Source organism: Candidatus Palauibacter sp. (genome assembly GCF_965216145.1).
GTDB lineage: Bacteria > Gemmatimonadota > Gemmatimonadetes > Palauibacterales > Palauibacteraceae > Palauibacter.
In genome coordinates this window covers 2,128,177-2,152,908 of record NZ_OZ244149.1, presented here as the reverse complement: position 1 = coordinate 2,152,908, position 24,732 = coordinate 2,128,177, and the positions used below count along the sequence as shown (strand labels likewise).

At 67.0% G+C, this 24,732-nt stretch carries 19 protein-coding genes and 2 rRNA genes; 5 read left to right on the top strand and 16 right to left on the bottom strand.

Annotated elements, in window-relative coordinates:
- Window positions 1-100: 100 nt before the first annotated feature.
- The 3 genes from ACOOHF_RS09425 to tyrS form a co-directional block, all read right to left on the bottom strand.
- A complete protein-coding gene (locus ACOOHF_RS09425; protein WP_420464315.1) occupies window positions 101-1,819 on the bottom strand; it encodes a hypothetical protein in 1,719 nt (572 codons plus the stop codon).
- A gap of 103 nt (window positions 1,820-1,922) precedes the next feature.
- Complete coding sequence (locus ACOOHF_RS09420; protein WP_420464314.1) at window positions 1,923-5,306, bottom strand: SusC/RagA family TonB-linked outer membrane protein; 3,384 nt, start codon at window positions 5,304-5,306, stop codon at window positions 1,923-1,925.
- A gap of 263 nt (window positions 5,307-5,569) precedes the next feature.
- Complete coding sequence (tyrS, locus tag ACOOHF_RS09415; protein ID WP_419934903.1) at window positions 5,570-6,781, bottom strand: tyrosine--tRNA ligase; 1,212 nt, start codon at window positions 6,779-6,781, stop codon at window positions 5,570-5,572.
- 152 nt (window positions 6,782-6,933) lie between these two features.
- On the opposite strand from tyrS, the gene ACOOHF_RS09410 reads away from it, so the two are divergent.
- Entirely contained in the window at window positions 6,934-9,177 is a 2,244-nt protein-coding gene (locus tag ACOOHF_RS09410) for a penicillin-binding protein 1A (RefSeq protein ID WP_419934748.1), read from the top strand.
- An 18-nt stretch (window positions 9,178-9,195) separates the two neighbouring features.
- On the opposite strand, the gene ACOOHF_RS09405 is transcribed toward ACOOHF_RS09410, so the two are convergent.
- Window positions 9,196-10,518, bottom strand: a complete 1,323-nt coding sequence (locus tag ACOOHF_RS09405) for a thymidine phosphorylase (protein ID WP_420464313.1) — start codon at window positions 10,516-10,518, stop codon at window positions 9,196-9,198.
- A gap of 75 nt (window positions 10,519-10,593) precedes the next feature.
- Between ACOOHF_RS09405 and ACOOHF_RS09400 the strand changes: the two genes are divergently transcribed.
- From ACOOHF_RS09400 to thiE, 4 genes are read left to right on the top strand one after another with little or no spacing between them, the layout of a single operon-like run.
- Window positions 10,594-11,088: a hypothetical protein gene (locus ACOOHF_RS09400; RefSeq protein ID WP_420464312.1), complete on the top strand. Its 495-nt coding sequence runs from the start codon at window positions 10,594-10,596 to the stop codon at window positions 11,086-11,088.
- On the top strand, window positions 11,088-11,561 hold the full coding sequence (gene ruvX, locus ACOOHF_RS09395; RefSeq protein WP_420464311.1) for a Holliday junction resolvase RuvX: 474 nt from the start codon (window positions 11,088-11,090) through the stop codon (window positions 11,559-11,561). The genes ACOOHF_RS09400 and ruvX overlap by 1 nt, the downstream gene beginning before the upstream one ends.
- The gene (gene mltG / locus ACOOHF_RS09390) at window positions 11,558-12,589 is read left to right on the top strand and encodes an endolytic transglycosylase MltG (RefSeq protein WP_420464310.1); all 1,032 of its coding nucleotides are present in this window, start codon (window positions 11,558-11,560) and stop codon (window positions 12,587-12,589) included. Before ruvX ends, mltG begins: the two co-directional genes overlap by 4 nt.
- Window positions 12,590-12,609: 20 nt before the next feature.
- Window positions 12,610-13,269: a thiamine phosphate synthase gene (gene thiE / locus ACOOHF_RS09385; RefSeq protein WP_419934743.1), complete on the top strand. Its 660-nt coding sequence runs from the start codon at window positions 12,610-12,612 to the stop codon at window positions 13,267-13,269.
- 261 nt (window positions 13,270-13,530) lie between these two features.
- Here the strand turns inward: thiE and rrf are convergent.
- The 12 genes from rrf to ACOOHF_RS09325 all read right to left on the bottom strand — a co-directional run bounded on the left by rrf (window position 13,531) and on the right by ACOOHF_RS09325 (window position 24,580).
- Window positions 13,531-13,647, bottom strand: a 5S ribosomal RNA gene (gene rrf, locus ACOOHF_RS09380).
- 77 nt (window positions 13,648-13,724) lie between these two features.
- Window positions 13,725-16,755, bottom strand: a 23S ribosomal RNA gene (locus ACOOHF_RS09375).
- Between the two features lie 172 nt (window positions 16,756-16,927).
- Window positions 16,928-17,266, bottom strand: coding sequence for a F0F1 ATP synthase subunit epsilon (locus ACOOHF_RS09370; protein WP_419934742.1), 339 nt, complete (start codon window positions 17,264-17,266; stop codon window positions 16,928-16,930).
- 52 nt (window positions 17,267-17,318) lie between these two features.
- Window positions 17,319-18,767 (bottom strand): F0F1 ATP synthase subunit beta, encoded by a 1,449-nt coding sequence (gene atpD / locus ACOOHF_RS09365; protein WP_420464309.1) that lies wholly within the window; start codon window positions 18,765-18,767, stop codon window positions 17,319-17,321.
- A 53-nt stretch (window positions 18,768-18,820) separates the two neighbouring features.
- The gene (gene atpG, locus ACOOHF_RS09360) at window positions 18,821-19,687 is read right to left on the bottom strand and encodes an ATP synthase F1 subunit gamma (protein ID WP_420464308.1); all 867 of its coding nucleotides are present in this window, start codon (window positions 19,685-19,687) and stop codon (window positions 18,821-18,823) included.
- Window positions 19,688-19,706: 19 nt separating this feature from the next.
- Window positions 19,707-21,344, bottom strand: coding sequence for a F0F1 ATP synthase subunit alpha (gene atpA / locus ACOOHF_RS09355; RefSeq protein WP_420464307.1), 1,638 nt, complete (start codon window positions 21,342-21,344; stop codon window positions 19,707-19,709).
- Window positions 21,345-21,389: 45 nt separating this feature from the next.
- Window positions 21,390-21,923 (bottom strand): ATP synthase F1 subunit delta, encoded by a 534-nt coding sequence (gene atpH, locus ACOOHF_RS09350; protein WP_419934738.1) that lies wholly within the window; start codon window positions 21,921-21,923, stop codon window positions 21,390-21,392.
- Window positions 21,924-21,941: 18 nt separating this feature from the next.
- The gene (gene atpF, locus ACOOHF_RS09345; protein ID WP_420464306.1) at window positions 21,942-22,499 is read right to left on the bottom strand and encodes a F0F1 ATP synthase subunit B; all 558 of its coding nucleotides are present in this window, start codon (window positions 22,497-22,499) and stop codon (window positions 21,942-21,944) included.
- The gene (locus ACOOHF_RS09340; protein WP_419934736.1) at window positions 22,499-22,762 is read right to left on the bottom strand and encodes an ATP synthase F0 subunit C; all 264 of its coding nucleotides are present in this window, start codon (window positions 22,760-22,762) and stop codon (window positions 22,499-22,501) included. The genes atpF and ACOOHF_RS09340 overlap by 1 nt, the downstream gene beginning before the upstream one ends.
- 98 nt (window positions 22,763-22,860) lie before the next feature.
- Window positions 22,861-23,838 carry a F0F1 ATP synthase subunit A gene (gene atpB / locus ACOOHF_RS09335; protein ID WP_420464305.1) on the bottom strand — a complete coding sequence of 326 codons (978 nt, stop codon included), beginning with the start codon at window positions 23,836-23,838 and terminating at the stop codon, window positions 22,861-22,863.
- A gap of 20 nt (window positions 23,839-23,858) precedes the next feature.
- On the bottom strand, window positions 23,859-24,272 hold the full coding sequence (locus tag ACOOHF_RS09330) for a hypothetical protein (protein WP_420464304.1): 414 nt from the start codon (window positions 24,270-24,272) through the stop codon (window positions 23,859-23,861).
- A complete protein-coding gene (locus ACOOHF_RS09325) occupies window positions 24,269-24,580 on the bottom strand; it encodes an AtpZ/AtpI family protein (RefSeq protein WP_420464303.1) in 312 nt (103 codons plus the stop codon). The genes ACOOHF_RS09330 and ACOOHF_RS09325 overlap by 4 nt, the downstream gene beginning before the upstream one ends.
- Window positions 24,581-24,732: the final 152 nt, after the last annotated feature.

The window sequence follows — 24,732 nt, the reverse complement described above, 5'->3', positions numbered from 1 at the left end:
ATGCAGGGCCAGACTCGGAGGTGCGTGAACTCCGGCGAAAACGCTCTGTGAAGAGGAGCCGCGGGGGGCTGAGCCCCCCGCAACCCGTTAGCGTCGGATCCTAGCGCCGGACGAGACTCGTCCGCGAGACCCGATCCGCCTTGAGCCGAGCCAGCGAGTAGGCCGCCCGCTCCAGCGCGGAGTTCAGGTTGCCCGGAACCACGGACGGCGGAATCGGGTTGGGAGCCGAACTCGCTCCGCCCCCACCGAACGTGTAGATGTCTCGCTGCAGGACCTCGAGGTCCGCCGCCGGCATCGGCAACTGCAGTCCCGTCCCTGCCGGCAGGAGGTCGTTGCGACGCCCGTGCCAGTGTTCCAGTCCGCCGAACACGTTGAACACGGTCTCGAAGTGCTCGAACCACATCGCGTCGCGCAGGTTGCCGCAGCGGCCCTGGACATCGTACCGCTTGCGCGGCGTGCACTCGCCCGCCCCGTTCGACGGCACCAGATCCGTCGGGTTCGACGGCGCCGGCGGCAGCCCGGCTTCCGTCCGCGTCCGGTTCACGATGTCCGCCGCACCCCCGAAGTTGCCCATGCGGTAGTGGGCCTCGGCGATGTAGCCGTCCATCTCCTGCGACGTCATGTGCTCCATGTCGCCGAAGAAGCAGAAGCTGCAGCTCTGCGTGTAGACGTCGTAGCGCATGTCACCGTAGTGCGACTGGCGATACGTGCCGCGCTCGGGACGGAAGATGATCGTCGCGTTGAAGCGCGACCGCGGCCCGTAGGACGCGACGGACGGACTCACCACGTCGGATGTCGTCCCTTCCACGTTCTCCGGGGGGAAGCGATTGTCGTCGCCGAACGTCAGGAGGCGCGCCGTGCGCTGCTCCGTCGGCGTCGACAGCCAGTCCTGGTACTCGCCGCTCTGGTCCGCCATGCCGATCCAGTCCATGTGCATCCGGTGCCAGGTCTCGTTCTCCTGCATGAGCGACTTGAGGCCATCGAACCACGCGCTGTCGGACGAGGAGTCCTCGCCGACCACGACGACGTCGCGGATCCCGTTCTGCGCGTTCGAGATGATCTGGCTCCAGTTCGCACCGGCCGCCTCGGCATCCGTCCGCGGCAGGTTCGCCGCGCAGCGCGCTTTCCAGCTCACGAGGTAGTCCGCAAGCTCGCTGTTGCTCCAGCTGTTGCCGTTGATCCACGTCTCCTCAAGGGAGAACGAGGCGGCCCGGGCGATCGACTCGGCCTCGTCCAGCTTGCCCATGGCGTAGCTGAACATGGCGTTGTAGTCGACCGTCTCGAGCTCGCCGGCGATGTCGACCGTCTCGTCGACGATGAACGCCTGGTCGTACCAGAGCGCGAGCAGACAGCCCAGGATCGCCTGGTTCGCCACGCCGAACGCCCGCGCGCGGGCGTTCCGCTCGCCGCCCGCTCCGATCTCCAGGCCCGCATCAAGAGCCCGGATCCCGTCCGAGGAGGCCGAAATGCCGCCGTACGCGTCGCCCCAGTTCGCCTCGAAGACGTAGGCCCAGCGATACGAGGGCGAGTTGGGGAGCGCCTCCCGCGGCTCACGACCGAGGTCGTTCATCCCCATGTTGCCCCACGTTGCCGTGTGGCGGCTCGCCATGTGACCGAAGGCGAAGTTCGCGTTGTTCCAGTAGTGCCCGATCTCCCAGACCTTCTGGAAGGAGCTCGCAATGAGCGTCTCCACATCATCCGGCCCGGCCAGCGCGCGCTCGCGGTCCGGCTGGTTCGGGTTCTGGACCTGGAGGTCGCAACCCGTAAAGCCGCCCAGCATCGCCAGCGCGAAGGCTGTGGGTACCAGCTTGTTCTTCATTCTTCTCCTCCAATGCAATCGGGATCTCCCGTCGGTTCGTCGAACCTGGGAGCGCCCCGCCCTCCGGAGAGGGCGGGGCCCGCCGCTGTCAACAGGTTGAGGTCTAGAAGACCAGTTCCGCCGAGAAGGTGAACGTCCGGAAGTTCGGATATGCGAAGTTGTCCTGGGCGTTGATCGCCGTGCTTCCCAACTGGCCGCCGCCGCCGCCGACCTCTGGGTCGTAGCCGCGGTAGCCGGTGAGGGTGAACAGGTTGCGGCCGATCGCGTTGACCGTAACGCGGTCGAAGACGCCGCCGAACAGGCTCTCCACGATCGACGCCGGCAGCGTGAAGCCAAGAGACAGCTCGCGGACCTTCAGCCAGGAGCCGTCTTCAATGAACCACGAGTTGTCGGCATTGACCGAGTAGATCGCCGACGAGTATCCGACGGGCTTGTTGTGCTCCAGCGGCTTGCCCGTCTGGTCCGTGTCTTCACCACGCAGCTCACGAAGTGACCACTGCCTCGTCCCGTTGTAGATGTGGTGCCCCACGGAGGCCTCGAGCAGGGAGTTCAGGCTCAGGCCCTTGTACCGGAAGTTGGTCGCGAACGACGTGTTGAATTCGGGCGTCGTGTTCCCGATCGGGAGGCGATCCTCGACCAGCGGGCACTTCTCCATGTAGTTGCCGGGATTCTTCTCCACGCACACCGGAGAGTAGTCCCGGATCTTGATGGGGAAACCCCAGTGGTACGAGTTCTCGCCGTCCTCCGTGGCGACCATGACCTGGGTTCCCCACAGCCCGCTGCTGAACCCATCGGTGAAGTTGGCGGCGCCCGTCGGGACGAGCAGTCCGTCGTCGTTCACCTGGAAGTTCGAGGCGCAGTCGGAGGCCGAGATGCCGACCGGCGCGAGGTCCGCGCAACTCTCGGCCCAGATTTCGCCCCACATCTCGCCCAGCGGACGACCTTCGGCGACGTAGAAGGCGCTGAACTGATAGGCGGGAACATCGAGACGCGTGATCTTCTGCTTCGTCTTGTCCCAGTTCACGCGGAACTGCAGGCCCATGTCCTGTTCGTCGATCGCCGCGTAGCGGAGCGACGCCTCGTACGTCTGCGCCGCGATCTCGCCCGCGTTCTGCCACTGGCTCGAGAAGCCCACGAACGCCGGCTGCGGGACCTGCAGCAACTGGTCATCCGTCGTCTGCCAGGCATACGTCAGGTCGAGCCCGATGTTGTCGAAGAACACGAAGTTCATCCCCGCCTCGCGCTCGGTCGTGAACTCCGGCTTCAGCGCCGTGTTCCCGAGGTTGACCGGGAAGATCGCGCCCGCCGAGACGCCGAACGTCTCGTACTGGGCGTAGAAGTTCGGCCGGCCGCCCGCCGTCCCCAGCGAGAAGCGCAGCTTGAACTCGTCGATCGCGTCGATGTTCCAGAAGTCCTCCTGCGCGATCCGCCACGCGACCGAGCCCCGGTAGTACGTCTGCCAGCGCTCGTCCGGGCCGAACAGCGAGGAGCCGTCGCGACGGATCAGACCGTCGAGGATGTAGCGGCCGCGGTAGTCCGCGCTCGCGATCCCGAACAGCCCCTCCGCCTTGATCTGGCGGACCTGGTTGTTGCCGCTCGTCTCGCCGATGATCGCGCCGAAGTTCGGCACGTCCTGCACCGAGAAGCGGCTCCCGAACACACCGTTCGAGCCGAAAGCCTGATCCTCGATCAGGTAACGGGCCTTCCCGCGCACCGTGAGATCGCCGTCCATGAACGTCTGGCTCGCGCCGAGCGTCACCGAGGCGTTGATCGCCTCATCGGTGAAGTTGAACTCGCGCAATCTGCCGCCGGTGAAGTCACCGGTGCCGCCGCCGCCGGCCGTCCGCTCGTTCTTGGGCCGGATCGTGTAGTCGCGGAAGTCCGTGCGGTCGAACGAGGCGTTCGCCTCGAACGTCAGCCAGTCGATTCCCGCCGGCGAGTAGTTGAGGTCCACCGAGCCCATCGTCCGCGTCCGCTTGTCCCTGCCGTCATTGACGGAGAGCAGGTACAGGGGGTTCGGCTCGATCGACTGCGGGTCCGCGTTGATGTCGGGATAGCCGTCGCTCGGATCGATGTCGGTGATGTCGATCGCGGGCGACATGAAGGTCAGCCGCGAGAAGGCGCCCGTGGAGACGGCCCTGTCGTCCTGGTCGGAGCGCGAGTAGAAGCCGCTCGCCGCGATGTCGAGGTCGCCGAAGCGCGTGTCCACGTTGAGCCGCACGTTCTGCCGCTCGTAGCCCTCGTCGTCGGGCACGCCGACGTCGAAGGCCGACATCCCCTGCGCGACGCGGTCCGCATTGAGATCGGCGAGGTTGTCGATGCAGACCGCGCAGCTGACCACGCCGGCCTCGCGGAACTGGTCCACGCTCACCCGGAAGCTCGACTCGCCGAAGCGGCCCGTCACCGCCCCGTAGATGTCCATGGTCGCGCCCGGATCGAAGAACGTGTCCATGTGATTGAACAGGTCGCTCGGGAAGGCCTGGTTGGCGAACGCCGTCTGCGGCGTCGCGGGCTCCCCCGGCATGATCTGGTTGTAGAGGATGGCCGACCCGAAGCCCGGACGGTTGAGGTCGCGGAAGTCGACCTCGCTGTCCGTCGAGTCGATGAACTTCGTCGCGGACGCGTTCATTGTGTACGGGTGCGAGCGCACGAGGCCGATGTCGCCGACGAGCTGGCCGAAGCCGTACTCGCCGCGGGTGAGGATGTTAAGCGAGTTCGTCTGCAGACCCGTGCCGCGCTTCGTCGTGATCTGGATCACGCCGTTCTGCGCCCGCGAGCCATACAGCGACGCCGCCGCCGCGCCCTTCACGATCTCCACGTGGTCGACGTCCAGCGCGCCCACGTCGGAGAGAGACGCGCCCTCGGACTGGATCACGCCGTCGATCACGATCAGCGGCGCCTGCGAACGGCCGGACGCGTTGATCGACGTCGGGCCGCGCAGCAGGATGTCGGCCGGCTGGCCGGGCTGGCCGGAGCCGGAAACCACCGATACGCCCGCCGCCTTGCCCGCCAGCAGCGACGAGACGTCCGCCGATGGCACCGGGAGATCCTGCGCCGAAAGACGCTCCACCGTGAACGGGAGCTTCACCTGCGGCGTCTCGCCGACCACCCCCGTGACCACGATGTCCTGAATCCGCAGCGCCGTCTGCTGCACGGAGAAGTCCGCCGTGGCCACCTGCCCCGACTGGACCGTCACCGTCTGCGAGAGCTCGCGGTAGCCGATCAGACGCACCGTCACCGTCTGCTCGCCCGCCGGCACCCCTTCCATGCGGTACGTGCCCTCCTGGCCCGACAGCGTTCCGATCACCGTTCCCGCAACGAACACCTGGGCGCCCGCTACCGGGGCCATCGACTCCGCGTCGGTGATCGTCCCCGACACCGCCCCTTGGGCGAGCAGCGGAGCCGCACCGATAAAGAGCCAAGCGCTCACTGCGGTGGCGGCCAGCGCGCTCACGCGCTTCCGCCTTCCTGACAAGTCAAACAACATGGATCACCCTCCTGTGGCAGTGGGATCCTCCAGGACCCGGAACTATGCGAGAGGTACTCCCCTCGTCGGGCGCGGCCGGGTCGATACACCGCGTCCGAAAACAAGCCGTCAGAGTCTGCTGCGCGTCACCGTTCCTGTGTACAACGTTCAAGCGCACCGTTTCGGGACACCCTCTCCGTTTCCCGGGTGCAAGAACGCCAATCCCCCCGGTGGAGGGGACCGGGCAACATGTGCGGGCATTTCAGGGCGTGCAAGGGCTCGAGCTACGGCTGAACCGAGATTCGCGCGAACTTCCGCTTGCCCCGCTGCACGACGTACTCACCCGCGCCGAGGCGCAGGTCCCGATCGGCGATGACCTCTCCGTCCACGCGCACGGCGCCCTGGCGGATGAGGCGACCCGCCTCCGAGGAGGAGGACGCGAGTTCGGAGTCGCGCAATACGTGGGCGATCCACAGCCCATCGCGGCCTTCGAGCGAGAGCGCGACCGTCGGAATATCCTCCGGCATCTTCCGGTGGCGGTGGAGACGGTCGAACGCCTCCCGCGCCCGCCGGGCGGCGGCCGTGCCGTGATATCGCGCGACGATGTCCCCGGCCAGCCAGCGCTTGGCCGCCAGCGGATCGGTCCCGGCCTCGCGCCGGCGCCGGGCCAGTTCCTCGCCCCGGGCGCTGGACGCGAGCGAGAGCCACTCTTCGAGGAGCGTGTCCGGAATCGACATCACACGCCCGAACGCGTCCTCCGCTTCCATCGAGATGCCGATGTAGTTGTCGTAGCTCTTCGACATCTTCCGCCTGCCGTCCGTCCCGCGCAGCAGCGGCATGATCAGACAGACCTGCGGCTCCTGTCCGGCACGCTCCTGCAGCGTTCGGCCGAGCAGGAGGTTGAAGAGCTGGTCGGTCCCGCCGAGTTCGACGTCGGCCCGCAGGGCGACCGAGTCGTAGCCCTGCATCATGGGGTAGAGGAACTCGACGAGGCTGATCGGGCGACCCTCGCGGTGGCGCTCCGCGAAGTCGTCGCGCTCGAGCATGCGGGCCACGGTGTACTGGGAGGTGAGGCGCAGAATGTCCGCGAGCGTGAGCCGCGCGAGCCATTCGCTGTTCCGCCGGATCTCCGTCGTCTCCGGATCGAGGATGCGGAACAACTGTTCCTCGTACGTGGCGAGGTTGGACTCGATCTCCTCCCCGGAGAGCATTGGACGCGTTTCGTCGCGTCCGCTCGGGTCCCCGACGCGGGCCGTGAAGTCCCCCATCACGAAGACGACCCGGTGACCGAGTTCCTGGAACGTGCGCAGCTTGTGGATGGAGACGCCGTGGCCGATGTGAAGGTCGGGGCGCGTGGGATCGAACCCCTGCTTAATAATGAGGGGACGCTCCTCCCTCACCGAGCGTTCGAGCTTGGCGAGGAGTTCGGCTTCCGGGACGATCCGTTCGGCGCCCTGCCGGATCCGATCGAGCTGTTCTGCTACGGGGAGAAACATTCGCACGCGCGTTCGGTATGTTCTCTGTCATCTCGTCGTGGCTCCCGTCGGGAGCGGCGTGACGATACAATCGGCCTCGTGGCGATTCGACGCGAGGGGCGGAGTCCGGAGGAGATCGTGAGCTGCAGCGGGAGCGCAGGGCGGGGAGCGGCATGAGGCGGCGGCGGAACTCCCGGAAGGCGCGACGCGCCCGGGGCGGGCGGCGCGGGACGCCACCGCGGAAGAAGGCCGCTCCGCGGAGGAAGACCGCCCTCCGCGGTACGATCGCGCGCTGGAGGGCGCTCCCGGCGCGGGTGCGGGGGGCCCTCCTGGTCGTCCTCCTCGGCGCGGCGAGTTTCCTCGCCGGCATTGCCTGGCGGGGCTGGACGCACCTCTGCGACGCATGCCCATCGATCGCCCAGATCTACGCCTTCGAACCCAAGGAGGCGACGAAGCTGTTCGCCGCCGACGGCTCGCTCCTCGCCGAAATCGCCATCGAGCGCCGCACGCCAATCCGGATGGACGACCTCCCGCGGCACGTCTACAACGCCTTCATCGCGGTCGAGGACAAGCGTTTCTGGGGGCATCACGGGATCGACGTGCGCCGCACGACCAAGGCGTTCCTCGATTTCCTCCTGCAGGGCTACGGGGCGTCCGGCGGGAGCTCGATCACGCAGCAGCTCGCGGGCAACATGTTCCAGGCGTCGGTGGACCGGCGCGACATCACGGTGCGCCGGAAGCTGCGCGAGATGCGGGTCGCGTTCGATCTCGAGCGTGCCTACAGCAAGAGGGAGATCCTCGAGGCCTATCTCAACCAGATCAATTTCGACGGCGTGTACGGGGTCCAGGCCGCGGCCGAACGATATTTCGGGAAGACGGCGGCGCAGCTCAACCTGCCCGAAGCGGCGCTCCTCGCGGCGATCCCCAGGAACCCCGCCGGCTACAACCCGACCCGCCGCCCCGAACGGGCGATCGGGCGGCGGAATCTCATCCTCGGGCTGATGGCGGAGCAGGGCCTCGTGAGCGCCGAGGACGCGGCGGCCTCGAAGGCGTATCCGCTGGAGCTGACGCGCGGGGCCCGAATCCGGCAGGAAGCCCCGTACTTCGTGGAATGGGTGCGGCAGCGACTCCAGGCTCTGTACGGCATGGACATCTACGAGAAGGGATACAGGGTCTACACGACGCTGGATCCCGATCTCCAGGCCGTGGCGGACTCGGCGTTGCTCGCGCAGCTGGAGTGGGTGGACCGACACCCGGCGTTTTCGGGCGTCACCTTCGAGGAGGTGCGCGCCTGGCCCCCGGACAGCCTGTATCGGTATCAGGCGAGCCGCGATGGCGAGATGCCGTACGTCCAGGGCATGTTCATCGCGCTGGATGCGGCGACGGGCGACGTACGCGCGATGGTGGGGGGACGCGATTTTCGCGACTCGGAGTTCAACCGGGCGACCCAGGCCATCCGGCAGCCGGGCTCGGTGTTCAAGCCGTTCGTCTACACGACGGCGATCGCCTCCGGGATCCCGGCCTCCGAGGTCATCTACGACCAGCCGTACTACCTCGAGAACGTGGGCGGCGACCCTTACGCGCCCAGCAACTTCGATGAGGACTTCAAGGGGCCGCTGACGCTGCGCCGCGCGCTCGCCCGCTCCATCAACGTGGTGGCCGTCAAGCTGGGGCAGCGCGTCGGAGAGGAGTCGTTCGCGCAGATGGCCGAACGGATGGGGATCTCGTCGGCAGTCCCACGCGTTCCGTCCGCCGCCATCGGTTCCGTCGACCTGCGGCCGATCGAGGTCGCCACCGCGTACACGACCTTCGCGAATCTCGGCGTCCGCGTCACCCCGCGGTCGATCCTCCGCATCGAGAGCAAGGAAGGCCGCGTCATGTGGGAGAGCCAGGTGCAGCGGGAGCGCGTACTCGACCCGGGCATCGCCTGGATCGCCCAGTCGATGCTGCGCGACGCGGTGGACATGGGAACGGGAACGCTGGCGGTGCGATCGCGTTACGAGATTCCCTACACCGTGCCGGTCGGGGGGAAGACCGGAACCACGAACGACGCCACGAACACCTGGTTCGTCGGCTTCACGCCGGATCTCGTGACGACGACCTGGATCGGCTTCGACCGGCCGCAGCGGATCTATCGGGGGGCGACCGGGGGCGGAACGGCGGCGCCCGTCGGGGCGGCGGTGCTCGCGCACTACTACGAGACGCACGAATACCCCGACGCCTGGGAACGTCCCGAGGGCCTCATCGAGCGTACGGTGGACGAGACGACGGGCCTCCTGTCGACGCGGTGGTGCCCGGTCGAACTCAGCTACGTCGAGATCTACCTGGAAGGGACCGAGCCGACGGAGACGTGCGACGCGCACGGCCCGTGGACGGCCGGGTCGTCCCCAAGGCGGCCGGTGGGCCCACCTTACTGACAGTGGCCGCGGCGGATCTCAGCCGTCCGCCCGGCCATCCTCGGCGACCCGGTCCAGGATCAGCTTCCGCGGGGGGAGCGGTTCCTCAGAGAGTTCAATGGCTTCGATCAGACGCTGCTCGGCGGTGGCGGCGCTCGACGCGTCGGCCGCGTGGATCGTGACCAGGATCTCGCCTTCGGACACGTGATCGCCCGCAACGCGGCGCAACTCGAAGCCGACCGTCGGATCGACCCTGTCCGCAACGCGCCGGCGGCCCGCGCCGAGTTCGACCGAGGCGAAGCCCACGCGGCGCGCGTCGATGTCGAGCCAGCCGGGAGCCGGCGACCGGAAGGGCACCCGCACCGGCGCCGACGGGAGCCGGCCCGGGTCGTCCGCCACGCGCGGGTCGCCGCCCTGCGCCTCGATGAGCCGCGCGAACCGCCCCAGCGCCGCGCCACCTTCCAGTATGGTGGCGAGCCCCGCCGCGGCAGCCTCGACATCGGCGGCACGGCCGGCCGAGACGAGCAATTCGGCGCCGAGGGCGAGTGTGACCTCGCGCAGATCGGCGGGCCCGCCGCCCCTCAGCGTCTCGATCGCTTCCGCCACCTCGAGCGCGTTGCCGATCGTGTAGCCGAGGGGCGCATCCATCGCCGTCAGCAGCGCCGTGGCCCGAACCCCTTCGGTGGCCGCGAGGTCGACCATCGTTCGGGCCAACCCCCGGGCCCGTCTCTCGTCGGTCATGAACGCACCGCGCCCGCACTTCACGTCGAGCACGAGCGCTCCGATCCCCTCGGCGACCTTCTTCGAGACGATGGAGGCCGCGATGAGGGTCGGTGAGGGCACCGTCCCGGTGACATCCCGCAGCGCGTAGAGCCGCCCGTCGAGCGGCGCGATCTCCTTCGTCTGCCCGATCATGGCGCAGCCGACCTCGTCGAGGATGGTCCGGAAGCGGTCGAGTTCGATGGAGACCTGGAATCCCGGGATCGCCTCGAGCTTGTCCAGCGTCCCGCCCGTGTGCCCCAGACCGCGACCGGACATCATCGGAACCCGAAGCCCCGCTTCCGCCAGGAGGGGCGCGAGTACGAGCGAGACCTTGTCGCCGACGCCACCCGTCGAGTGCTTGTCGACGTGCGGCGGGCCCTCGTTCGTGAAGTCGAGCCTGGTGCCCGATTCGATGATCGCCCGCGTGAGCACGGACAGTTCTCCGGGATCGAGGCCGCGGATGAACGCCGCCATGAGGAAGGCGGACATCTGGTAGTCCGCGAGCGTGCCCTCCATGTACGACCGAAGGAGTGTCTCCAGCTCGTCGGGCGTGAGGCGGCCGCCGTCGCGTTTCTTCTCGATGAGTGGCGTCAGAAGCAAGGCATCATCCGGGTTCGGGAGCTTCGCGCAGGCCAACCTTGTCCCCCTTCGATCGCCTGTCTAGCTTTCCGGCTGATGAATTCCCCCACGCAGGATCCCGTCGTAAGCCTCCCCAGGTCCGCCCTCTCGACCCTCTTCCGCCGTTGCGTCGAGCGCGGCGATGCGGGGATCGAGGTGCTGCGTGAAGCCGGCGACCGCGCGGGCGGAGGTCTTCTCGCGACGTTGGCCGAGGCGCCCGCGGCGCTGCCGGCGTCCGAGTTCTGGTCCCGGTTCGATACGGCCGTCCGCCGGGCCGGACTCGGCTCGGTATCGTACCTGCCCGTAAGCCAGCGGTCGGGCGCCATTGCGTGGCGCGACTCCGTCGAGGCGCCGGAGGAACCTCCCGGCGGGGCGTGCTGTCACTTCGCGGCCGCATTGCTCGGCGGAGTGTTGCGCCGCGCGGCGAACCGCCCGGTGGCAGTCAAGGAAGTCCGATGCGGCGGCGGCCAGCCCTGCTGGTTCATGTTCGGCTCCGCGGAAACGATCCGGGAGGTCCCGGCCGGGGTCGACATCGGAGGCGGGGGGCGCTGATGACCCCCGCGGGGCGCCTCATGGCCCTCGACTACGGCCGGCGGCGCATCGGGGTCGCCGTCACGGACCCGACCCGGACGATCGCGGCGCCTCGCGGCGTGATCGAGCGACCGCGGCGGGGAGCACCAGCTTCCGCCCTCCCACATGCGTTGGTCGCGCTCGTGGCCGAAGTGGAGCCCGCGGCCATCCTCGTGGGCATTCCCTTCGCGATGGACGGTACCGCGGGAGCGATGGCCGAGGAGGCACGCACCTTCGCGCGAGCCCTCCGGGAGGCCACCGGGGTAGGCACCATCGAGTGGGACGAGAGGCTGTCCACGGCGCGCGCGGAACGGGAGATCCTCGCCATGCAGCTGCCCAGGGCGAAGCGAGAACAGAAGGGTCGGGCCGACGAGGTGGCGGCCTCCCTCATGCTCTCCGCCTACCTGCGGAGCACTGCGACGTCGACCGTGGGCGCGGACACGGAAGGGCCATGAGCGGCCGGCCGGGGAGGCGGCAGGCGGGTCGGTGCGTGGCCGCCGTGTTGGCGGCCGCGGCACCCGTCGCGTACGGGTTCTTCTCCACCGAGTTCCGGGGAGTGGGGCCCGCGGACGGATCGACCGTCGAGATTCGCGTGCCCGAGGGGGTCGCCTCCGGAGACGTCGCCCAACTGCTGGAGACGGCCGGACTGATCGGCCACTCCGGAGTCTTCGACGCCTACGTGCGCCTCAGGGGAGAGGCGAGGTCGCTCAAGGCCGGCCGTTACGAGATTCCCAGAGGGGCGCCGTACGCGTACCTGTTGCGGGCGCTTCACAGCGGCGCGGTCGTCACCACACCGTTGACCATTCCGGAGGGTTTCGGGATCCCGCAAGTCGCGGATCGTCTCGCCACGTACAGTGGAGATCCCGTGGAGCTGGTCCAGGCCTACCTGACCGATCCGGCGCGGGTTTCCGAACTCGGTGTCCCGGGGCCGACACTCGAGGGATACCTCTTTCCGGAGACGTACCGGTTCGCCGAGGGCGTCGGCTTGCCTGCGATCGTCGCCGCGATGGTCGGCCGTTATCAGGCGTTCTGGGGCGAGGAGGAGCGAACCCGGGCCGCGACGCTCGGGCTGGACGAGCGCGAGATCGTGACCCTGGCCAGCATCGTCGAGAAGGAGGTCCGGAGGGGGGATGAGCGTACGGTCGTCGCGGGCGTGTACTGGAACCGCCTGCAACGCGGGATGCTGCTCCAGGCGGACCCGACGGTGCACTTCGCGCTCGGGGAACCGAGGTCGCGCCTCCTCTATCGCGACATCGATGCCGTCGCGGACCACCCCTACAACACCTACACGCACCCGGGGCTGCCGCCCGGCCCCATCGCTTCCCCGGGCGCGGCGTCGCTGCGCGCCGCCCTCCAACCCGCGGAGCACGAATACATCTTCTTCGTGGCGCGGAACGATGGCTCGCACGAATTCACGCGCACTCTGCGGGAACACAACGCCGCAATAAGCCGCATACGGCTCGCCCGCGACGCGGCCCGCTGAGCCCGCGCCCGGCGCCCGCCGTGCCCGATCCGGGGCGTCTCATGGTGCTCACGCACCCACGGCCCGCCTGCGGCCGACCGCTCGAACAGGTCGTCGCGGAGTGCGTCGGCGCCGGCGCCACCGCCATCCAGCTCCGCGACAAGACGGCCGACAGCCGAACCCTGCTCGAGACGACCATCCGGCTCCTCGCGATCACAGCGCCCGCCGGCGCCCTGCTCGTCGTCAACGATCGCCTCGATGTCGCCCTCGCCGCGGGCGCCGATGGCGTCCACCTCGGCCCCGAGGACCTCCCCCTCCCCGCCGCGCGCAGACTCTCTCCCCCCGACTTCCTCATCGGCTACTCGACCGATGATCCGGACGAAGCCCGCCGCGCGGCCGCGGCCGGAGCCGATTACCTCGGTATCGGAGCAGTCTTCGGCACCCGCTCCAAGCCCGGCCTGGCCGACGAAGCGATCGGCCTCGATCGCGTCCGCGCAGTCCGGAAGGCGAGCGGCCTGCCCTGCCTCGGAATCGGAGGCATCACCCCGAACAACGCCGCCCGCGTCCACGCCACCGGCGCCGGCATCGCCACCCTCTCCGCCGTCATGTCCGCCCCCCACCCCGCCACCGCCGTCCGCGAATTCCTCGCTATCACCGCCCCCCAACAAACAATGCCGAAAGGTCATCGCCAGACGCCGTAGGCCGACCGGCGACACCAGCACGGCCGCCCGGTCCGCGGAAGGCGGCGGGGCGTGGGCGCCTGCACCAGCCTTGAACGCCTTCCGTCGAGTCGCCCTGCGCCCAGGCGGCCACGCGAGCCACGACGCACCCCGGCCGATCGGCCTCGCCCGCGGCGTTCACCAGCCAGCAGGCGCCCACGCCCCGCCGCCTTCCCGCCCCCCCGCTACCCTGATGCAGGAAACGCCTCGCATCCAGACGGACACGAGGCGTTTCCGATAAGGCGCCGGCAGCGACCTACTCTCCCAGGGCGTCTCCGCCCAAGTACCATCGGCGCTGAGGGGCTTAACTGCTGGGTTCGGGATGGGACCAGGTGTTTCCCCCTCGCTAAAGCCGCCGGCAATTCCTGAAAAGAAGCAGCGAGTGAGTGCCGAACTGCTGAGTGCGCTGAAGCGCTTATAGACCTTGTATAAAGATCAGGATCAAGCCTCACGGACGATTAGTACGGCTCGGCTGAGACGTTCACACGCCTTACACCTGCCGCCTATCAACGCAGTGGTCTCCTGCGGTCCTTCAGGCACCTTTACGGTGCGGGAGATCTCATCTTGAAGTAGGCTTCCCACTTAGATGCTTTCAGCGGTTATCCCTTCGCGACATAGCTACCCTGCGATGCCCCTGGCGGGACAACAGGTACACCAGCGGTCACTCCACTCCGGTCCTCTCGTACTAGGAGCGGCTCTCCTCAAATCTCCAACGCCCACGGCGGATACAGACCGAACTGTCTCACGACGTTCTAAACCCAGCTCGCGTACCGCTTTAACGGGCGAACAGCCCGACCCTTGGGACCTTCTCCAGCCCCAGGATGCGATGAGCCGACATCGAGGTGCCAAACCGCCCCGTCTATGTGAACTATCGGGGGCGATAAGCCTGTTATCCCCGGCGTACCTTTTATCCGTTGAGCGACGGCCTTTCCACACAGAAACCGCCGGATCACTAAGGCCTGCTTTCGCATCTGCTCGACCTGTCGGTCTCGCAGTTAAGCTCCCTTATGCCTTTACACTCTACGCGCGATTGCCGACCGCGCTGAGGGAACCTTTGCGCGCCTCCGTTACCTTTTGGGAGGCGACCGCCCCAGTCAAACTACCCGCCTGACACTGTTCCCGAACCGGATGAACGGTCCTGGGTTAGAATCCAGACATCGCAAGGGTGGTATTTCACTAATGGCTCCACAGAACCTGGCGGCCCTGCTTCAATGCCTCCCACCTATCCTACACAGACTATGCCCGAACCCAATATCAGGTTGTAGTAAAGGTGCACGGGGTCTTTTTGTCCTGCCGCGGGTACTCGGTATCCTCACCGAGACTCCAATTTCGCCGAGCTCTTGGTTGAGACAGTGCCCAAGTCGTTACGCCATTCGTGCAGGTCGGAACTTACCCGACAAGGAATTTCGCTACCTTAGGACCGTTATAGTTACGGCCGCCGTTTACCGGGGCTTCGTTTCGGAGCTTCGCCGAAGCTGACCCCTCCACTTAACCTTCCGGCACCGGGCAGGCGTCAGTGCCTATACGTCGTCTTGACGACTTTGCAGACACCTATGTTTTTACTAAACAGTCGCTTGGGCCGATTCTCTGCGGCCGGTTTCAGCTCACCCGCGCGAAGCGGGTTCACCTAATGCCGGCTCCCCTTCTCCCTAAGTTACGGGGACATTTTGCCGAGTTCCTTAACCAAGACTCACTCGAGCGCCTGAGGCTACTCGCCTCGCCCACCTGTGTCGGTTTGCGGTACGGTCACACGTTACTCCTCGTTCACGAAGCTTTTCTTGGCAGTTCGATTACGATCCCTTAGCGAAGTCCGAAGACTTCTTCGGCGTCGGATCTCGGCTTAACCAGGCGGATTTGCCTACCCGGAAACGCCTACCTCCTTGCATCGTTCATGTCCATGGAAACGACGGACCTGTCACCTCTGCGTCCCTCCGCGAACTCAAGCGCAGTATCGTGTGGTACGGGAATGTTGACCCGTTTCCCATCGGCTACGCCTTTCGGCCTCACCTTAGGGGCCGACTAACCCTGAGCTGATTGACATGGCTCAGGAAACCTTGGGCTTACGGCGACAAGGGTTCTCACCTTGTTTCTCGCGTACTCATTCCGGCATTCTCACTTGTCTGCGCTCCACGGGTAGCCTTCCGGCCCCGCTTCACAGCTCAGACAACGCTCCCCTACCCCGCGCGCCATGCGGCGCGCAGCCTTAGCTTCGGTGGCTAGCTTGAGTCCCGACCATTATCGGCGCAGACCCGCTTGACTGGTGAGCTGTTACGCACTCTTTCAAGGATGGCTGCTTCTAAGCCAACCTCCCAGTTGTCTCCGCAAATCCACCACCTTTGTCACTTAGCTAGCACTTGGGGACCTTAGCTGAAGGTCTGGGTTCTTTCCCTCTCGCGCACGAACATTATCGCACGTGCACTTCCTCCCTGAGACCAACTGACGGGCATTCGGAGTTTAGTAGGGGTTGGTACCCGGTTTAGGGCCCTAGCCCTTCCAGTGCTCTACCTCCCGCAGTCTACACTCAGAGGCGATACCTAAATATCTTTCGGGGAGAACCAGCTATCTCCAGGTTTGATTGGCCTTTCACCCCTATCCACAGCTCATCCGAGCAGTTTTCAACCTACAACGGTTCGGTCCTCCACGAAGCATTACCCTCGCTTCAACCTGGCCATGGATAGATCACTCTGGTTTCGGGTCTATCCCCAGCAACTTTGTCGCCCAGTTAAGACTCGCTTTCGCTACGGCTACGCCGCTGAACGGCTTAACCTTGCTACTGAGGAATAACTCGCCGGATCATAATGCAAAAGGCACGCGGTCACCCGACGTCTCTCACGAAGAAAGCGTCGAGCTCCCACCGCTTGTAGGCACACGGTTTCAGGATCTGTTTCACCCGCCTCCCGGCGTACTTTTCATCTTTCCCTCACGGTACTAGTTCACTATCGGTCACGGACGTGTATTTAGCCTTGGCAGGTGGTCCTGCCGGTTTCAATCGGGATTTCACGTGTCCCGACCTACTCAGGAATGGTTCAGAGATCACGACGTCGGCTTCGCCTACGGGGCTGTCACCCTCTATGGCTTGGCTTTCCAGACGGATTCGACTCACCGCCGCGTGACGCTCCGAGAGTCGGCAGACTCTCACGAACCACCCTGCAACCCCACGGAAGCAACGGCTGCCGCCTTGACACCTCCGCAGTTTGGGCTCTTCCCCGTTCGCTCGCCGCTACTAAGGGAATCACGGTTGTTTTCTCTTCCTCGAGGTACTTAGATGTTTCAGTTCCCTCGGTTCGCTTCCCAACGCCTATGTATTCAGCGAAGGGATGACCGGGCATCACCCCGGCCGGGTTCCCCCATTCGGACATCCGGGGATCAACGCCTGCTTGCAGCTCCCCCCGGCTTATCGCAGCTTGCCACGTCCTTCATCGCCAGTCCGTGCCTAGACATCCACCCTGTGCCCTTACTCGCTTGATCCATCTTCATTGACGGCATCAAGCACCTCAGACGCACTCGGCGCCCAGCACTCACTCGCTACCAGATTGTCAAAAAGCACCCCGCGGACAGGTAGAAATGGCGCGCGGGGAAGACGGGAAGAATAAGGGTCGGGGAGGCGTGCGTCAAGCTCGCGGCGCGCCCCGCCCCGAAGTCATTCGGCCTCGGCCGGCTCCACGTGTTCGGCCAGGACGGAGACGGTGTTGTCGAGCACCTGCAGGAAGCCGCGGGCGACGCGGAATCGACGCGGTCCGTCGTCCGTGCGCACGCGCAGGAGGCCCTCGCCGAGCAGGACCACCATGGGGGCGTGCCCGTACAGGATGCCGAGTTCACCGTCGTGCGCCGGCGCGACGACGGATGTCGCGGCTCCGGAAAAGGCGGCCGCGGACGGAGATATGACCGTCACCCGCAAGCGTCGTTCCGCCGACAGGTTCGCGGCCGACGGGATGTCATTCCACGGCCCGTCGTGGTCCCCGATGCGCGCCGCCGCCATCAGCCGTCTCCCTCGCGCCCCGGCGCGGCGCGGCCGTCCCGGTCGAGCCCGCTCATGCGACCTCCGCCTCCAGCTTCCGGGCCTGCTCGATCACTTCCTCGATCCCGCCGACCATGTAGAAGGCCTGCTCCGGAAGGTGATCGAACTCGCCCTCGACCACGCGTTCGAACGATTCGATCGTCGTCTCGAGCGGCACGTAGCGGCCGGGGATCCCGGTGAACTGCTCGGCCACGTGGAACGGCTGGGAGAGGAACTTCTGGATTCGCCGCGCGCGGTTCACGATGACCTTGTCCTCCTCGGAGAGTTCGTCCATCCCGAGGATCGCGATAATGTCCTGCAGGTCCGTGTAGCGCTGCAGAATCCGTTGAACCGCCGTCGCGACCCGGTAGTGGCGCGCGCCCAGGAACTGCTCGCTCAGGATCCGGCTGCTCGAGTCGAGCGGGTCGACGGCCGGGTAGATGCCGAGTTCGGCGATCTGGCGCGAGAGCACCGTCTGCGAATCGAGGTGCGTGAACGCGGCGGCCGGGGCCGGGTCCGTGAGGTCGTCCGCCGGCACGTAGATCGCCTGCACCGAGGTGATCGAGCCCCTCGTCGTCGACGTGATCCGCTCCTGGAGGTTCCCCATCTCCGTCGCGAGCGTCGGCTGGTAGCCGACCGCGCTCGGCATGCGGCCCAGGAGCGCCGAGACTTCGGACCCCGCCTGGCTGAAGCGGAAGATGTTGTCGATGAAGAGGAGCACGTCGAGGCCCTCGACCTCGCGGAAGTACTCCGCGACGGTGAGCCCGGTGAGCCCCACGCGCAGGCGCGCGCCCGGGGGTTCGTTCATCTGTCCGTAGATGAGCGCCGTCGAATCGATGACGCCCGACTCCTTCATCTCGAGCCAGAGGTCGTTCCCCTCGCGCGTCCGCTCGCCCACGCCGCAGAAGACGGAGCGGCCGCCGTGCTCCTGGGCGATGTTGTTGATGAGTTCCATGATGATGACGGTCTTGCCGACCCCGGCACCCCCGAACAGGCCCGTCTTGCCGCCCTTCACGTAGGGAGCGATGAGGTCCACGACCTTGATCCCCGTGATGAAGATCTCGGTCTTCGACTCCAGGTTCTGCAGGCTGGGGGCCTTGCGGTGGATGGGCCAGCGTTCGCTCGCCTCCACCGGCCCCATCTCATCCACCGGCTCGCCGAGGACGTTGAGGATCCGGCCCAGCACGGCCTCGCCGACGGGGGTCGTGATCGCGTGACCCGTGTCCACGACATCCATGCCGCGCCTCACACCGTCCGTCGCGTCCATGGCGACCGCGCGTACCTGGTTGCGGCCGATGTGCTGCGCCACCTCGCAGACGAGATCGTGCGCGGTCCCGTCATCGTCTTGCCACGACAGGGAGATCGCGTTGTAGATCTCCGGCAGATGCTCGGGCTCGAACACGGCGTCGATCGTGGGCCCGATGACCTGCACGACCCGGCCGACGCCTCGTTTCGTCGATCCCTCAGGCGATACTTCAGACATGTGTCAGCCTCATGGCTTTCGGTTCGTGAGGGGCGTCGCCGCCCCCGTGTATGCTATCCATCGAGCGCGTCCGCACCGCCGATGATCTCCGCGATCTGATTGGTGATCTCGGCCTGGCGGGCGCGGTTGTACGTCCGCCGCAGGTTGTCGAGGAACTCGTTGGCGTTGTCCGTCGCCGACTTCATCGCCGTACGGCGGGCGGCCTGCTCCGCCGCCGCCGTCTCGAGGAGCGCGCTGTACGTCGAATTCGTGACGTAGAGCGGCAGGAGATGGTCGAGAATCCCCTCCTCCGACGGATCCAGGATGAAGAAGGGCTGCGGCCCGTTGCGCGCCCCTCCGACGCCGACCGGCAGAATCTGCCGGACCGAGGGCGGCGTGCTGACCATGTTCCGGAACTCCGCGAACACGAGCCGGATCGCATCCAGTTCGCCCGACACGAAGCGGGCGGCCAGGTCCTCGATCAGGCTCCGCGCATCCTCCGTGGCCGGAGGATCACCCAGGTCGTTGCGGGTGTGCGCCATTTCGACGCCCCGGAACCGGAAGTAGGAGATCCCCTTGTTCCCGTAGACGTGGAACTCCACGGCGGCCCCGGCTTCCCCCAGCTCCCGAAGCTGCGCCTGCGCGGTTCGGATGAGGTTCGCGTTGAAGGCACCGCACAGTCCCCGATTGCTCGTCACGAGCACGACCGCGGCCCGCGCGATGCGGTCGGGCTGCCGCAGCAGGGGCTGGGACTCCGCCAGATCCGGCGTGGCGAGCCGGGCGATCATGTCCATCAGCTGGGCCGAGTACGGGCGCGCGCGGATCACCCGCCCCTGCGCCCGCGCGAGCTTGGCGGTCGCGACCATCTCCATGGTTCGCGTGATCTTCTTCGTGCTGTCGACGGACTTCATCCGCCGATAGATGTCTCTCGACTTGCTCATGCCCCCCGCCCCGGCTGCCCTACGCCGTCACGGCCGCGGCCGGACTCGCCGCGGCTTCCGAACCGTCGCTGCGAGAGGTGCCGTCGTGGGCGAAGGTATCCGAGTAGAACTCGATCGCCTCGCGGAGCGCGGCTTCGGTCTCGCTCGAGATCTCCCTCTCCTCACGGATGGCCTCTCCGACGCCCGGATGGCGCGTCCGCATGTACTCGAGGAATCCGACCTCCCAGCCGCGGAGGCTCGACACCTCGAGGTGGTCGAGGAATCCCTGCGTGGCGGCGAAGATCACCATCACCTGCTCCTCGACCGGCATCGGGTCGTACTGCCCCTGCTTGAGGACCTCGACGGTCCGCCGGCCGCGGTCCAGCTGCCGCTGCGTCGCCGCGTCAAGTTCGGTGCCGAACTGCGCGAAGGCCTCGATCTCGCGGAACTGCGCGAGGTCCAGCCGGAGACGTCCGGCGACCTTCTTCATGGCCTTGATCTGCGCGTTCCCTCCTACGCGTGAGACCGAGATCCCCACGTTCACGGCCGGACGGATGCCCGAGTAGAAGAGGTCGGTCTCGAGGAAGATCTGGCCGTCGGTAATCGAGATCACGTTCGTCGGGATGTAGGCGGACACGTCGCCGGCGGCCGTCTGGATGATCGGGAGCGCGGTCAGCGAGCCGCCGGGCTTCCTGATGTCCGGATGGCCGGCGATCGCCTCTGGATCGTTGCTGATCTTGGCGGCCCGCTCGAGCAGACGGCTGTGGAGATAGAACACGTCCCCGGGGTACGCTTCGCGCCCCGGCGGACGACGCAGGATGAGGGACGCCTCGCGGTACGCGTCGGCCTGCTTGGTGAGGTCGTCGTAGATGACGAGCACCGCGCGCCCCTCCTCGTACATGAAATACTCGCCGATCGCGCACGCGGCGTAGGGGGCCATGAACTGCATGGGCGCCGGGTCGGACGCGTTCGCGGCCACGATCACGGTGTAGTCGAGCGCCCCCTCCTCGCGGAGCCGCTCGACGATGCCGGCGACCGTCGAACCCTTCTGCCCGATCGCGCAGTAGACGCAGACGACGTCCTGCCCCCGCTGGTTGATGATGGCGTCGATCGCCACGGCCGTCTTGCCCGTGCCTCGGTCCCCGATGATCAGCTCGCGCTGCCCGCGCCCGATCGGGATCATCGAGTCGATCGCCTTCAGCCCGGTCTGCAGCGGCTCGTTCACGGGCTGGCGGTAGACGATGCCGGGCGCCTTCCGGTCGACCTTCATGTAGGTCACGGCCTCGATCGGTCCGCGGCCATCGATGGGCTGGCCCAGCGTGTCCACGACGCGGCCGAGAACGTCCGGGCCAACGGGTACGGAGAGCACGCGGCCGGTGCGGCGCACCGGGTCTCCCTCCTTCAGGACCAGATAATCGCCGAGGATCACGGCGCCGATGTTGTCTTCCTCGAGGTTCGAGGCGAGACCGATCACCGAGACCCCGGTGTGGCGGGACGTGATCTCGAGCATCTCGTTCGCGACGCACGTCGAAAGACCCCAGATACGGGCCACGCCGTCCTTCACCTCGAGGACCTCGCCCACCTCCTCGACCCGAAGTTCCTCCTCGTAGCGGTCGATCTGCTCGAGCAGGGCCTTCTTTATCTCGCTCGCTCGAAGGGAGCTGTCGAAACCTGTCATCTTCTCTTCTCTATTCTCCGGTACGAACGTCCCGGTACAGAGGTCTCAGTACAGTTCGCGGCGCATCCGCTCGAGCTGCCTCCGCAGCGAGGCGTCCAGCAACTCGTCGCCGACCCGGATGATCACGCCGCCCAGGATGTTCGGATCCACGTGGAATTCGGGAACGACCTCCCGCGCGTAGCGCCGCTGGAGCGCTGCAACCACCTCGCTCCGGACGCCGTCATCCACCTCGAACGGCAGCGTCACACTGGCCCTGACGCGCCCCGCCCTCGCGTCCAGCAGATCGCGGTAGGCGCGAGCGACTCCGGGGAGAGCCCGCTGCCGGTGGCGGTCCAGCACGACCATCAGAAAGCGGACGAAGAGATCCGGCGCCCTTCCGGCAAGAGCCGCCCGGATCGCCGCCTTCTTCTCGAACAGCGACACCGCGGGCACCTCCAGGAAGCGCTGAAACGCCGTGACGTTCGTGTACAGGTCTCCGATCTCCTCGATCAGCCGCCCGTACTCCGCCTCGCTCCCGTCCCGTGCCGCGAGCTCGAAGAGAGTCGTCGCGTAGTTGCGGGCCACCGCCGATGCGCTCATCGCTCCGTCACCGGACCGCTATACGTCCGACACGAACTCGCGGACGAGCCGCCGGTTCTCCTCGGCGTCCAGCCGGGCCCGGATCAGCCGTTCGCACGCCGCCAGCGCGAGATCCACCGCATCCCGCCGGATCTCCTCGCGCAGCCGGTCCCGCTCGTGTCCGATTTCCCGTCGCGCGTCGTCGAGCATCTGGCCCTGCTGTGCTCGAGCCTCCTCGAGAATCTCCTTCCGGAGGCCGTCGGCGTGCTGCCGGGCATGTTCCAGCATCTCCCGCGCCTCGCCGCGCGCCGCTTCCAGCGCGGCCTCCTGCCTGGCCAGCAGCGCCTTCGCCTCATCGCGTGCGGAGAGGGCCTCGTCGATGGCGCCCTGGATCTTCTCGTGCCTTTGCTCGAGCCCTCCGGAGATGAGCGGGAAGACCCACTTCACCAGGACGAGGAGCGTGAGCCCGAACAGGATCCACGTCCACACCATCAGCCCCACGTTCAGCGAGAAGATCCCCGTCCCCGTCTCCGTCTGGGCGGCCAGCTTCAGTGGCGCAGCGAACCCCGCGATCGCGCCGAGTCCGACCGAACGCATCAGATGCCCCGAATGAAGCCGGCGATCACGAGCCCGAACAGCGCTACACCTTCGATGAACACGGCGAGCACGATCGCGGCCGTCTGGATGGTCTGCGCCTCTTCGGGCTGACGGGCCATCGCTTCCGTCATGCGCCCGCCGATGAGACCGATCCCGATGCCGGCCCCAAGTACCGAGAGCCCGCCTCCGACGATGGCCAGACCGATCGCGAGGCCCTGGCCGGTCGACATGGCCTCCTGTAGCAGCGTCAACATGTTCAGCATCGTTTACTCCGGTTTCCTTTCCCTGTCGGGGGTCCGGACGACACCCCCGTTCAGTCCGCGCACCTCCGGCGCGGGAGTTTCGCGAGTCGCCCCGCAGATCAGTGTGCGTGGCGGATCAACCCAATGAACACCGACGTCAGCATCGCGAAGATGTACGCCTGCAGAAGCGCGATGAAGATCTCGAGCATCATCACGAACAGCGCGAGGCCCATCGACCCCAGGATCGCCGCGCCGCCGACCGCGGGCCCGAAGACCCCACCTTGGAGCACCATCGGCCCGTATGTAAGGATGAGCCCCATGAAGGCGAGGATAACGAAGTGGCCCGCCGTCATGTTGGCGAACAGCCGGATCGCGAGGGCCATGATCTTCGAGAACTTCGCGATCAACTCGACCGGGGCCATGATGATCAGCGTGAGCGGCTTCAGCGCCGTCGGCAGCCCCGGCGGCAGGAAGAACACCGTCTTCGCGTAGCCCACCGGTCCCAGGGCTACGAAACCCGCCGTCTCGATCACGACGAGCGCGATGATGGCGAGCGCCGCCGTGACCATGATGTTCCCCGTCGCCGTCGCGCCGAAGGGGATGAGACCGAGCAGGTTCGCATACAGGATGAAGAAGAAGAGGGTGATGACGAGCGGGACGAACCTTTCGCCGCCGCGGCCGATGTTGGCCATGACGATGTCATCCCTCAGGTACAGATAGAAGGCCTCGATCCCGTTCAGGACGCCGCCGGGCGCCTTCTCGCCACCCCGGAGCGTCCGGGTCGAGCGGGCGGCGATGAACATCGTCACGATGGTGAGGACGGTCGCGAACATGAGGAACAGGACGTGCTTCGTGATCGAGAGGTCGATCTCGAGGCCGCCGATATGGAAGGGGGCGAACTCCGGGAGATGGATCTCGCCGAAGGGCCCGAACTCCCACACGTTCGAGTCCACGACGTGGTGCATCATGACGTCGGTGCCCCACTCCTCGGGGGCATGCGCGCCCTCCGCCGCGGCCTCGCCGTGTTCCTGGGCCGCAGCGGCCGCCGCGGGGGCATGCTCCTGCACCCAACCCGCCAGCTTCCCGAAGGGGGTCATCGATCTATCGAGTACCGGGTTCATCCGGTCTTTCGTTCCCTGTCGAGTTCGTCCGTCCGGCCGCCCGCCTCACCGGCTCGCCTGAGCCCGCGCGTGAGTCGAATGGCCTCGCCCCACAACAACACCAACACCGCGATCGCGTAGGCGATCGGCAGGTCGGGCGTCGCCGCCCCGGACCATGCCAGCCCCGCCGTCACGATCAGCCCTCCCGCCCGGAGGGCGATCCCGCCCAGCCAGGGCTTCGTCGCCTTCCGTCCGGCGACCAGCGCCCGGTCCAGCGGCCCCATCGCCGCGACCTGGATCACCCAGGCCGTGGCGATGCCCCACGCGCGCTCGCCGCCGCCCGCCAGGGCCGCGGCCACCGTGGCCAGCCCCAGCGTGGCCAGCGCGTACATGAGCCGCCCGCGCGACGGACCGTCTCGGCGACCGCTCAAGCGCCGGTGTCCGTCTCATCGGCCTTATCGGCCGCGGACGACGCGCGTCGGGCGGCCAGCCGGCCGAACAGGCTGTAACAACTCCCCGCGAACCCCGCGAACACGCCGAGAAGCACGAAGAGGGGTGCGGTCCCGAGACGGCCATCCAGCCAGTTGCCGCCGACGGCAAGGAGTGCGATCACCAGGCCCATGGCGATGCCGAGGCTCGCGAACTCGCTGCCCGCCGCCTTCGCGTACAGGCGTACGGCGCGCTCCTCGGGTGCTTCAGGTTCCGGCCGGTTCGCCGACCCGCGATACGGCTGTCGCATGGGTTGACATCTCCATCGCCCGCGCCGCGCCGCCACCGCTTATGCGAAAATTCGCGAGCGCAATCTGGCCGCTTGTGAAAAAATTCGCAATCCCGGTTTCGCTTGACGCTGGGCAGAGAAAGCCTACGTTGCTGCGACCATATTGAGGGTCC